This window comes from Frankia sp. AgB1.9 (assembly GCF_016786355.1).
Taxonomy (GTDB): domain Bacteria; phylum Actinomycetota; class Actinomycetes; order Frankiales; family Frankiaceae; genus Pseudofrankia.
In genome coordinates this window covers 56,631-68,720 of the sequence record NZ_JADWYX010000047.1, presented here as the reverse complement: position 1 = coordinate 68,720, position 12,090 = coordinate 56,631, and the positions used below count along the sequence as shown (strand labels likewise).

The window sequence follows — 12,090 nt, the reverse complement described above, 5'->3', positions numbered from 1 at the left end:
CAACCCCACCCCGCAAACCCACATTTCTGCCTGTCTCGGGGGCGCGGAGAGGTGTAAAACAGACAGCTCGCACCCCCGGAAGGGGTGCGAGCCCTGCTGGTCTTTCCGGCCCGGCCCGACAACCAGGCCCCGACGCGGCGCGGCCGGGTGAACTCCCCCACGCCCGTCCCACACAACTCTTCCGCCCCGTCCGGGTCCGGCCCGATGGCTGGCAGTAAGGTCAGAGTCAGGCCCGTTCCAGACGCAACGGGTTAGGTGGGAAAAACGTCTGGGCTCCGCCGGAGCACCCGAACCGAGTCCCCCGCCCCAAATCCCCGGGCGTTGACGATCTGTTCGACGCTCCCGGCACGCGGAGGCTCTTCCGGCGATGGATGGCAACCCGGCCGAGCCCGCTGGCCCGGGCGACGCCGGCCACGAGCCCGACCCGCGCTGGCCGGCCCAGGCCCAGCAGACCGGTGGCTACGGGTTCCCCTACCCGCCACTGCCGCCCACCGAGGTCGACGGCGGCTTCTCGCCCAGCGACACCAGTCCGATCCCGCTCGGCCCGTTGTACCTGCAGACGCCGTACCGCGATCCGGCGGATGACCCGTCGATGTCCGCGGGCCCCGGCGGCCAGCAGTATCCGTACCAGTCCGCCGGGCCGCGCGGTTACCTGCCCGCCGGCACGCAGCCGCCCTATCCGCCGGGCGGCGCGCCGCCTCCCGGCGGGCCGACCGGGCCGCCGACGGGCGAGAACTGGGCGAACTGGTTCGCGCAGCCGGAACCCGGCTACGGCCCGCCGTCGGCGGAACCGCCGCCAGCCGCTCCGGTGGCGTCACCCTGGCGGCAGCCGGCCCAGCCTTCACCCTGGGACCAGCCTCTCGCGAACCCGGCCTATCCCGGCGGGTACCCGCAGCCGCCGGCCTACCCGCCGCCGACCGACGCCGGCGGCGGGTTCGTGCCGACCGACGCGACCAGCGCCATCCCGATCACCGCGTTCCGCGAGTCGCTGCCGCCCGCGCCGGGCCAGCCCCCGCCGGCCCAGTATCCGACGGCCCAGTACCCGACGACTCAGTACCCGACTGCTGGCTACCCGGCTCAGTATCCGGCGGCTGGCTACCCGGTCGATCAGTACCCGGAAGCCCAGTACCCGGCGACCGAGCAGTACGCGCAGCCCCCGTACTCGACGCCCCAGTACCCGCTCGACCAGCCCGCCGCGCCGGGCCAGCCCCCCACGACCCAGTACCCGGCAGGCCAGTACCCGACGGCCCAGTATCCGGTGGGCCAGTACCCGACTGGCCAGTACCCGACGCCGCTCTACCAGGCCGGGACGTTCCCTGCGGCGCCCTACCAGGACCCGCTGACGCTCGGCGCCTACGGCCAGGACGCCCTCTATCCCGGCCACCTGGGCCAGTACCAGCCCCCGGTCGACCCGCGGCAGCCGGCGAGCGACGTCCAGCAGGCCCGTTACCCGCAGCCGCCGGCGGAGGCCGGGCCGTTCCCCGGCCTGGTCCAGCCAGCCGCGCCGGACGTCTTCGCGCCCTACTACCAGCCGCCGCCGACCGACGTCGCCAGCGGTGGCTTCGCGCCCTCCGACACCAGCGCCATCCCGATCACGGCCTTCCGCGAGTCGCTGGCGGCCGGTGCGCCTCGTCCCCAGACGACGCAACGTCGGATCACGAAGCCCGTGGCGGCCTCGTCGACCGCCGTCCTGCCCGCCGCCGACGGCGAGAAGGCCCCGGCTAGCGCTCCGCCCGCGAAGCACGGCGTCCGCCGGGCCCGGTTGCGGCGTCGCCGTCAGCTCGCCGTGGTCGCGGCCCTCGGGGTCGTGATCGTCGCGGTCGCCACCGCCCTGGTGCTGCGCCTCGTCGACGGCGGAGACGCGACCACCGCGAGCGCGACCCCCACCTTCGCGGTCGGCGGCGCGCAGGGGTCTGCGAAGTCCTACCCGTTCCCGGTCTTCGCGCTGACCCGCAGCGCCCCTCCCGGCACGTCCTCCATGTCGCCGGGCGGTGCGCTCGGCGCCGCCGTGGGCACGGCGGGCAGCGGCGCGGCCGGGACGGGCCAGCTGGTCCTCACGCCGGTGGCCCCGACGCCGGCCACCCCGCCCGTCGCCGCCCACACCTGAGCCTCCCGCCCGGGCCGGTCGGTGGCCGGGGTTGGTGGCCGGCCGGATTGTGCCGCCGTTATGCGGATGGTCGGCGGCCCATGACGGGGGGTGGGTGTGGATTCGTGATCGATGTCCGGTATGGTCATGAGTGCGCGTGGGGGTACGTGCGGTGTTGCCCGGGGGGGTCACACACCGAACCAAGCCGGAGGCTCCGTGCACGGTCACAACTTCCGACACCACGAGGCTGCCGGGCGTAGCAACCCGCCCGCCCGTGGCCTGGCACCAGCCGGGAGTCGACGTGGGTAGCTCTTACTTCACCGACCGGCGGCCTCGTGACGATTACGAGGCCTACCCGGCAGAGGACGGCTGGCCGCCCGTCCGCGGCCACGTCGCCGCGGTCGCGGAGGCCTATCGGCCGGCCGTACCGTCGGCGCGGATTCCAGCGCCGCCCGTGCCGCCGCCCGGCGAGTTCGACCCGAGATCGGGCCCACCGTCGACGCCGGGCACGCTCCGGCGCATCGAGGCGGTCGCGGCCCAAGAGCAGCAGTACCACGCTTCGTCGGGCCAGGGCTACGTCGAGCCCGGTTACGGCTACGACGATGACTACCAGGACCGCTACCGGACCACCGGTGGCTATCCCGGCTCTGGCGGCGGGTACTCGGACTACGACGCCTACCCGGAGTACGAGGACCGGATCGCGTCGCGGTCGTGGGCCGCGACGCTCTCGGCGCGCGATGCCGGCCGGACGGCTTCGGCCGACCACGCCGGCGGGACCGTGATCGAGTCCCGCGCGGGTGCCGCGCGCGCTGGGGGAAGCCGCACGGCTCCCGGCAACCGTGCGACGCCTGGCGGCGCTCGGCCTCGGGTCGAGCGCGCGGAGCGGCCCGACGGCGGTCAGCGGGCTCCTGGAGCGCACCGGGCACCGGCCGGTCGTCCGGGCAGCGCCCGGGCTCGGCTGGCGATCGCCAGCACCGCGTCGCTCGCCGGGCTGTCGGCGCTCGTCGGCACCGCCGTCATGGCGACCGACACCGGCTCGCTCACGATCAAGCCCGGCGGGGGCGGTACGGCCACGGGCCAGTGGCCCACGAGTGAGTCCACCGACGTCGCCTCCGCGGGTGGCGGGACGATGGCCGACGGGCCGCGTCTGACCCCGACCGCGCCCGGCGGCGGGACGAGCAGCCGCCAGACAACCGCGCCTGCGCCCTCCGAGACCGAGTCCCCGTCCACCTACGGTGACCTCACCAGCGGCGTGGTCTACGGCGACGGTGGCTACGTCAACGCCGCCGGGCCGCTCAACCCGATCGTCACCTCGGCGGACCCGAACTCGGACCCGACGACGGCCAGCACTCCGGACGCCGCGGCCAGCACCGACGCGTCGTCGCCTGCCGGCCCGGCCAACGGCATCGGCACGGGGACCCTGACCTGGCTTGGGATCGGCGACCTCGATCTGGGCAACATCGTGGGCGGCGCCTCGTCGGGCCCGTCGACGTCGCCAGACCCGTCGAGCTCGCCGGACCCGTCCACGTCGCCCGACTCGTCCGGCACGCCGAGCTCGACCGACTCGGCGAGCCCCAGCGGTTCCGCCACTACGCCGTCGGGGTCGGACTCGTCGGCCAGCTCCGGTTCCACCCCGCACGCGTCGGCGGCTCCGAGCCCGAGCCCGAGCTCGTCGGTCACGGCCACCAGCACCACGTACAGGACGACCAGCTCCTCGGCCGACCCGTTCGTGGTGACCAGTGCCGACCACCCGGCGAACGGCCACGCGGTCATCGGCCGGTTCGTCTAGGACAGTCCAGACCGCCCGGCGCGGCCCCCACATCGTGGGTCGTCGCGCCGGGCGGTGAGCAGGACCGGCAACACGGAAGGGCCCGGCTCCGATCACTCGGAGCCGGGCCCTTCCGTCTGTCCAGGGGTGGGTGCCGGAGGCGCTCAGCCGGTCCGGGCGATGACGAAGTCCGTGAGGCTCTCCAGGGCCGTCCGGGCCGAGCCCTCGGGGAGCGGAGCGAGGCAGCCACGGGCGCTGGTGGCCCAGGAACGCAGCTCGGCCCGCGCCTCGTCCATCCCCGCGTGGCCGCGCAGGATCTCGAGTGCCTCCTCGACGGCCGGGTCCGCGGTGAAGCCGGCCGCCACCAGCTCACGCAACCGGTCGGCGCCCTTGTCCTGGGCCCGCAGCGTGTAGAGCACCGGCAACGTCAGGACGCCGGCCCGCAGGTCGGTCCCCGGGGTCTTGCCGGAGTCGGCGGTGGCCGACGAGACGTCGATGATGTCGTCGGAGAGCTGGAAGCAGACCCCGATGCGCTCGCCGAACGTGGCGAGGATGTCGGCCGTCACGGGGTCCGCGCCGGACATCATGGCTCCGAGCCGGCCGGAGGCTGCGATCAGCGACGCGGTCTTGCCCGTGACGACCCGCAGGTAGTGCTCGACCGGGTCGTCGTCGGGCATCGGACCCACGGTCTCCCGGATCTGGCCCTCGCACAGGGTGGCGATCGTCTGGGCGAGGATCCTGGTCGCCTCCGGGCCCAGATCGGCGGTGATCTCCGAGGCCCTGGCGAACAGGTAGTCGCCGACGAGGATGGCCACCGTGTTCGTCCATCGGGCGTTCGCGGAGGCGGCCCCGCGGCGAAGCGGGGCCTCGTCCATCACGTCGTCGTGGTACAGGGTCGACAGGTGGGTCAGCTCGATGGCGGCCGCGGCCTGGATCACCTCCGGCGCGGCCGGGTCGGCGAAGTGCGCCGCGAGCAGCACCACCATGGGGCGGAATCGTTTTCCGCCCGCATCGGTGAGATGTCGTGACGCCTCCGTGACGAACGCGAACTCGCTACGGATCGCGTCGCGCAGCACGCGCTCCACGCCCGTGAGGCCCGCGCGCACGGCGATTTCGAGATCAGGGTCGGCCCTGATCCCCATGGTGTCCAGCCCGGTTGCGCTCATACCGCCATCAGCGTACGAAGCCTGAGGCCGCCGCGTGACTAGCGAGGTCCAACAAAGGCTGCGGCGCGACGCCGAGGAGCAGTGTCAGCAGGGTGCCGACACCGACCGTGGCGTAGGTGAGAGTGGGCCGGGTCACCACGACCGGGCCATCGGCCGGCGGGTTCGAGAAGAACATCAGCACGATCACCCGGACGTAGAAGAACGCCGCGATGGCGCTGCAGACCAGGGCGATGACGACCAGACCGGTCGCGTTGCCGGCGATCGCCGCCTGGAAGACCGCGAACTTGCCGGTGAAGCCGCTGGTCAGTGGGATGCCCGCGAGCGCCAGCAGCAGGAAGGCGAAAATGCCCGCCAGCAGCGGTGACGTGCGGCCGAGCCCCTGCCACTGGGACAGATCGCTGGCCTCGCCGTCGCTCGTCCTGACCAGGGAGACGACGCCGAACGCGGCGATCGTGGTGAAGCCGTAGGTGACCAGGTAGAACATCGAACCGGACAGGCCGTCGGTGTTCGTGCCGGCCAGGCCGACGAGCAGGAAGCCCGCGTGCGCGATCGCCGAGTAGGCGAGCATCCGCTTGATGTCACGCTGGGTCAGCGCGAGAACGGCGCCGACAACCATTGTGAGAATCGCCACGGACCAGACGACGGGCCGCCAGTCCCAGCGAAGACCGCCGAAGGCGACGTAGAACACCCGCAGCAGGCCGCCGAAGGCCGCGACCTTGGTGCCGGCCGCCATGAACGCGGTGATCGGCGTGGGCGAGCCCTGGTACACGTCCGGCGTCCACGAGTGGAAGGGCGCGGCGCCGATCTTGAAGAAGAACCCGACGGCGAGCAGGCCGATCCCGAAGTACAGGTAGGTGTCGTTCTTGCCGACGGTGCTCGCCGCCGTCGCGATACCGCCGAGGTTCACGGTGCTGGCGTAGCCGTAGATCATCGCCAGGCCGTAGAGGAAGAACGCCGACGAGAACGCGCCGAGCAGGAAGTACTTCAGCGCCGCCTCCTGCGAGAGCAGCCGGCGCCGGCGGGCCAGGCCCGCGAGCAGGTACAGCGGCAGCGAGAGGATCTCCAGCGCGACGAACATCACCAGCAGGTTGTTCGACTGGACGAACATCAGCATGCCGGACACCGAGAACGCCATCAGCGGGTAGGCCTCGGTCTGCATGTTCTGCGAGGTCTGCAGCGCGTTGGAGCCGGCCGCGCCGGGTGTGACCGAGGCCTGGGCGACGATGGCGCCGCCGGTGGAGTCCAGCCGCCGCTCGGCGACGAGCAGCACGGCCAGCAGACCGAACACCAGGATCGTGCCCTGCAGGAACAGCGTCGGCCCGTCGATGGCCAGCGCGCCGTCCACCAGCGTCGCCCGCCGCGTGTGCAGCAGGCAGACGGCGATGAAGGCCACCAGGAAGCCGAGGAAGGCAAGCACCGGCTGCAGGTTGCGCCGGGTGGAGGCCGTCGTGAACGCCTCGACCAGGATGCCGACGAACGCGAGCCCGAGCACGATCAGCACGGGGCTCATCGAGACGTACTCGATGGACGGAATCTTGATCGGCGGGATCGTCACCGGCGCGGCGGCCGTGATGGCTGTGCTGGCGCTCACGAGTGGCCTCCGGTGGTGCTCGCGCCGGCGACCGGGGCGGTCGGTGCCGGGTCGTGATGGCCGACGTCGGTGAACGTGGCAGTAACCGACGGGCGGATGATGTCGATCAACGGCTTGGGATAGACCCCGAGGGCGATGATCAGCGCGATGATCGGCGCGACGACGAGCTTCTCACGCACGGACAGGTCGGTGAGCAGCGAGTTCTCCTGCGTCACCGGGCCGGTCATCGTCCGCTTGTAGAGGTTCAGCACGTAGATCGCGGCCAGCACGATGCCGCAGGTCGCGACGATCGCCAGCGCCCGGTAGCGGGTGAAGGTGCCGACCAGGACGAGGAACTCGGAGACGAAGCTGTTCAGCCCCGGCAGCGCCAGCGACGACAGACCGCCGACGAGGAACACCCCGGCCAGCACCGGCGTCACCTTGGCCAGGCCGCCGTAGGCGTCGACGTCGCGGCTGCCGCGGCGGGCCACCAGGAAGCCGACCACCAGGAACAGCAGGCCGGTGGAGAGGCCGTGGTTGACCATGTACAGCACCGCGCCGACGCCGGCCTGCGAGGTGAAGGCGAAGCAGCCCAGCGCGATGAAGCCGAAGTGGGCGAGCGAGGTGTAGGAGACCAGCCGCTTCATGTCCCGCTGCCCGATCGCGAGCAGCGCGCCGTAGAAGATGCCGATCACCGCCAGCGCCAGCACCAGCGGGGCGAAGTAGTCGGCTGCGTCCGGGAACAGCGGGATGCAGTACCGGATCAGGCCGAAGGTGCCGACCTTGTCGAGCACGCCGACCAGCAGCACCGCGCCGCCGGTCGGCGACTGGGCGCCGGCGTCCGGCAGCCAGGTGTGGAACGGGAACAGCGGCGCCTTGATCGCGAACGCGAGGAAGAAGCCGAGGAACAGCCACTTCTGTGTGGTCGGGTCGATCTTCATCTGCCGCAGCGTGGCGAAGTCGAACGTCCCGTGGCCGAGCTGGTGCACGGAGACGACGTACAGGCCGATCACCGCGGCGAGCATCAGCAGGCCGCCGAACAGGCTGTACAGCAGGAACTTGACCGCCGCGTACGCGCGCTGCGTCTGCTCCTTGGGCGCCCCGTAGCTCCCGATGAGGAAGTACATCGGGATGAGCATCGCCTCGAAGAAGACGTAGAACAGGAAGACGTCGGTGGCGGCGAAGACGCCGACCATGCCGGCCTGGAGCGCGAGCAGCAGGGCGAAGAACGCCGGTACCGAGCGCTTGCCCTCCTCGCACTCGTGCCAGCTCGCCAGCACGACGACGGGGACCAGCACCGCGGCCAGCAGGATCAGCACGATCGAGATGCCGTCGGCGCCGACCGAGTACGACACCCCGAACTGCTTGATCCAGTCGTACCGCTGGTTGAACTGGAAGCCGGGGACGTTCGGCCGGTAGGCGGCGGTCGCGATCACCGCGATGACCAGCTCGACGATCGTCAGCGCCAGCGTGAGCTGCTTGGCGAACGTGCTGGCGGTCTTCGGGATCAGCGCGACAACGACCGCGCCGACGAGCGGGATGGCAAGCAGAATTGTCAGCCAGGGGGCGGTGTGCATGTCAGCCCGCCCTCACCAGCAGCAGGGCCCCGATCACGAGGATCGCGCCTCCCAACATCGAAAGTGCGTAGGTCCGGACGTAGCCGGTCTGGGTGCGCCTCAGGCGGCCGGACAGCCCACCGATGCCGGCGGCGGTCCCACCCACCGCGCCATCAATGATGATCTTGTCGAACCAGACCAGGAACCGGACCAGGAAGTTGCCCGGGATCATGAACGCGGCCTCGTTGAAGGTGTTCGCGTAGAGATCGTGGCGGGCCGCGACGGTCAGCGGGCTGACCTGCGCGTCGGGCTTGGCGATCGCGTCCACCGGGCGCAGCTGGTAGCGCAGCAGCCCGCCCGCGACACCGCCGAGCATGACGACGAGCGTCAGCAGGGTCAGCACGACCGGGTTCAGCGTGTGGTCGGCCTCGCCGTGCTCACCGACGACCGGGGCGAGCCAGTTCTGCATCGAGCTGCCCAGGACGAACAGGCCACCCGCGAAGACCGACCCGACGGCCAGCAGCATCATCGGCCCGGTCATCGTGAACGGCGACTCGTGCGGGTGCTTGGCCTTCTCGCCCTCGTGCTCCCAGCGCGGCTTGCCGTGGAACGTCATGAGGAAAAGCCGGGTCATGTAGAAGGCGGTGATGCCGGCGCCGAGCAGGGCGACGATCCCGAGGATGTAGCCCGACGTCCCGCCCTTGTCGAAGGCCGTCTCGATGATCTTGTCCTTGGTGAAGAACCCGGAGAACGGCGGGAAGCCGATGATGGCCAGGTAGCCGAGCCCGAACGTCACCCAGGTGACCTTCATGTACTTCCACAGGCCGCCGTACTTCCGCATGTCCTGCTCGTCGTCCATCGCGTGGATGACGGAGCCGGAGCCGAGGAACAGGCCGGCCTTGAAGAAGCCGTGCGCGAGCAGGTGCATGATGCCCAGCGCGTAGCCGGCCGGGCCGAGGCCGACCGCCAGGAACATGTAGCCGATCTGGCTGACCGTCGAGTACGCGAGCACCTTCTTGATGTCGTCGTACGCGCAGCCGATGATGCAGCCGATCATGATCGTGACCGCGCCGATGATGAGGACGACGGTCCGAGCGGCCTGGGTCTCGTTGAAGATCGGGGCCGACCGGGCGATCAGGTAGACGCCGGCCGTGACCATCGTCGCCGCGTGGATGAGCGCGGAGATCGGGGTCGGGCCCTCCATGGCGTCCGGGAGCCAGGCCTGCAGCGGGAACTGGCCGGACTTGCCGCAGGCGCCGAGCAGGAGCAGCAGCGCGATCGCGGTGATCGTGCCGTAGCTCAGCACGTGCCCGGCGGCCGCGGTGAAGACCGTGTCGTAGTTCGTCGAGCCGAGCGTGGCGAACAGGAACATGATCGCCAGCGCCAGGCCGACGTCGCCGACCCGGTTCATGTAGAAGGCCTTGTTCGCCGCGGTGGCGGCGGCCGGCTTGTACTCCCAGAACTTGATGAGCAGGAAGGACGAGAGGCCGACCAGCTCCCAGCCGCCGTAGAGCGCCAGGAAGTTGTTCCCCAGCACCAGCAGCAGCATGGAGGCGAGGAACAGGTTCATGTAGGCGAAGAACTTCCGCCGCGCCGGGTCGTGCGCCATGTAGCCGATCGAGTAGATGTGGATCAGCGAGCCCACACCGGTGATCAGCAGCACGAAGACGACGGACAGCTGGTCGACGAGCAGACCGACGTCGACCTGGAAGCCGTTGACCGGAATCCAGGAGAACAGGTGCTGGGAGACGGCACGGTGGTCGCCGGCCTTGCTGTGCAGCGAGAAGAACAGCACCAGACCGACGACGAAGCTCGCCACCGCCGCCAGCGTGCCCAGCAGATGGCCCCACTTGTCGGTGCGCTTGCCGCCGAGCAGCAGGATCGCGGCGCCGGCCAGCGGCAGGGCGATGAGCAGCCAGGTCAGCGAGAACGCACCGCTCGCGGCGGCGTAATGCACAGCGTGGGCCGGGGCAGCCGGGCTCATCGCGCGTCGGCCAGGGGACGCGCCGACGCGGCGTCGGCGGACGGCGGGTTTTCGGCTAGCAGCGTCACTGAAGTGGGTCCGTTCTTCGCTAGCGGCTCAGGACGGCGTTGTTCCGTACTGCGTCGGTTCTGCAGGGCAAATGGGGCCGACACCGGGGGCCTGGCGCGCGCGAGGCGCCGGCCGCCCGGTATCGCCGAGCCCGGAGGCTCGGTCTTCCGGGAAGGCTCAGTAGTTCAGGAACTCAGTACTTCAGCAGGTTCACGTCGTCGATCGACGCGGACTTGCGGGTTCGGAAGATCGTCAAGATGATCGCCAGGCCGATCACGACCTCGGCCGCAGCGACCACCATCACGAAGAAGGCGATGACCTGGCCCTCGAGGTTGCCGTTGATCCGGGAGAAGGTCACCAGCGTCAGGTTCACCGCGTTGAGCATCAGCTCGATGCACATGAACACGACGATCGCGTTGCGCCGGACCAGCACGCCGACCGCGCCGATCGCGAACAGCAGCCCGGCCAGGATCAGGTAGTTCCCCGGGTTCACAGCCCGCTCCCCTTTCCGGCGCCGACCGGCGCCGACCCGTTCGCGGCACCTGGGCCGGTCGAGGCGTCGGGCGAGTCGCCGCCGACACCGCCATCCGGGCCGGTCCCGCCGGGCGGTTCCTCACCCGGTGGCAGGCTCGTCGGCACGCCGCCGACCAGGCCGCGATCCGTGCCCGGCAACGCCGGAACCTGGTCCGCCGAGTCGGCGCGGGCGTACACGCCCGGCCCCGGAACCGGGGTCAGCACCCGGCCCTCGGCGATCCGCCGGCGCAGCGTCTCCTTCTGCGACGGCCGCGGCCCGGTCCGCTCACGGTGGCTGAGGATCATCGCGCCGACGGCCGCGATGACCAGCAGCGCCGAGACGGCCTCGAAGGCGAACACGTACTGCGTGAAAAGCAGCCGGGCGATCGCGTGGATGTTCCCGCCGCCGGCCTCGTTCACCGAGGCGACTCCCGCGGCCGGCTGGTTCTTGATCGCCTTCCCGAGCGGGAAGACCAGCAGGCCGGCGAAGCCGAGGCCGAGCACGACGGCCGCGACCCGCTGCCCGCGCAGCGTCTCGACCAGCGACTCGCTGGACTCGACGCCGATCAGCATCAGCACGAACAGGAACAGGACCATGATCGCGCCGGTGTAGACCACGATCTGCACGAAACCGAGGAACGGCGCGTCCTGCAGCAGGTAGCAGACCGCCACGCAGAACAGGTTCAGGACCAGCATGAGCGCGCCGTGCACGGCCTTCTTGGCGAAGACCATGCCCAGCGCCCCGAGCACCGCGATCGGGGCAATGATCCAGAAGGTCAGCGTCTCCCCGACCCCCACATGGGTGATCGGTGCCGCGGCGGCAAGCAACTGCGCGTCCATCAGTGCTCCGAACCAGACCCGCCGTCGCGCGCCAGTTCCTGGAAGGCGGGCAACGGTGTGTTCGGGTCCCAGCGGTAGTAGTCGGTCTCGGTCTCGCCGAGGTACATCGGGTGGGGCGGTGCCTCCATCCCCTCCCGGAGCGGGGCGAGCAGCTGCTCCTTGGTGAAGATCAGGTCATTGCGGCTGTCGTCGGCGAGCTCGTACTCGTTGCCCATCGTCAGCGCCCTGGTCGGGCACGCCTCGATGCACAGCCCGCACAGAATGCAGCGCAGATAGTTGATCTGGTAGACCTTGCCGTACCGCTCACCGGGCGAGAAACGCTCCTCGTCGGTGTTGTCCGCGCCCTCGACGTAGATGGCGTCGGCGGGGCAGGCCCACGCGCACAGCTCGCAGCCGACGCACTTCTCCAGCCCGTCCGGGTGCCGGTTGAGCTGGTGACGGCCGTGGAACCGCGGCGCGGTCGGCTTCTTCTGCTCCGGGTAGGACTCCGTCACCGGCTTGCGGAACATGTTGCCGAAGGTGAGACCGAAGCCCTTGAAGAAATCGAAGTAGCCCATGG

The 12,090-nt window shown here is 70.8% G+C and carries 9 protein-coding genes; 2 read left to right on the top strand and 7 right to left on the bottom strand.

Annotation, left to right across the window (positions count from 1 at the left end):
• Window positions 1-367: 367 nt before the first annotated feature.
• Entirely contained in the window at window positions 368-2,107 is a 1,740-nt protein-coding gene (locus I6A60_RS20180; RefSeq protein ID WP_203042099.1) for a hypothetical protein, read from the top strand.
• 280 nt (window positions 2,108-2,387) lie between these two features.
• The gene (locus tag I6A60_RS20175) at window positions 2,388-3,875 is read left to right on the top strand and encodes a hypothetical protein (protein WP_203016956.1); all 1,488 of its coding nucleotides are present in this window, start codon (window positions 2,388-2,390) and stop codon (window positions 3,873-3,875) included.
• Between the two features lie 143 nt (window positions 3,876-4,018).
• On the opposite strand, the gene I6A60_RS20170 is transcribed toward I6A60_RS20175, so the two are convergent.
• From I6A60_RS20170 to nuoI, 7 genes are all read right to left on the bottom strand, one after another.
• Window positions 4,019-5,020 carry a polyprenyl synthetase family protein gene (locus I6A60_RS20170; RefSeq protein WP_203015681.1) on the bottom strand — a complete coding sequence of 334 codons (1,002 nt, stop codon included), beginning with the start codon at window positions 5,018-5,020 and terminating at the stop codon, window positions 4,019-4,021.
• Between the two features lie 7 nt (window positions 5,021-5,027).
• Window positions 5,028-6,530 (bottom strand): NADH-quinone oxidoreductase subunit NuoN, encoded by a 1,503-nt coding sequence (gene nuoN / locus I6A60_RS20165; RefSeq protein ID WP_238435836.1) that lies wholly within the window; start codon window positions 6,528-6,530, stop codon window positions 5,028-5,030.
• 77 nt (window positions 6,531-6,607) lie between these two features.
• Complete coding sequence (locus I6A60_RS20160) at window positions 6,608-8,167, bottom strand: NADH-quinone oxidoreductase subunit M (RefSeq protein ID WP_203015682.1); 1,560 nt, start codon at window positions 8,165-8,167, stop codon at window positions 6,608-6,610.
• 1 nt (window position 8,168) lies between these two features.
• Window positions 8,169-10,130, bottom strand: a complete 1,962-nt coding sequence (nuoL, locus tag I6A60_RS20155) for an NADH-quinone oxidoreductase subunit L (protein WP_203015683.1) — start codon at window positions 10,128-10,130, stop codon at window positions 8,169-8,171.
• 241 nt (window positions 10,131-10,371) lie between these two features.
• Window positions 10,372-10,671, bottom strand: coding sequence for an NADH-quinone oxidoreductase subunit NuoK (gene nuoK / locus I6A60_RS20150; protein WP_203015684.1), 300 nt, complete (start codon window positions 10,669-10,671; stop codon window positions 10,372-10,374).
• Entirely contained in the window at window positions 10,668-11,531 is an 864-nt protein-coding gene (locus I6A60_RS20145) for an NADH-quinone oxidoreductase subunit J (RefSeq protein WP_203015685.1), read from the bottom strand. Before I6A60_RS20145 ends, nuoK begins: the two co-directional genes overlap by 4 nt.
• Window positions 11,531-12,088 (bottom strand): NADH-quinone oxidoreductase subunit NuoI, encoded by a 558-nt coding sequence (gene nuoI / locus I6A60_RS20140; protein WP_203015686.1) that lies wholly within the window; start codon window positions 12,086-12,088, stop codon window positions 11,531-11,533. The genes I6A60_RS20145 and nuoI overlap by 1 nt, the downstream gene beginning before the upstream one ends.
• Between the last annotated feature and the right edge of the window lie 2 nt (window positions 12,089-12,090).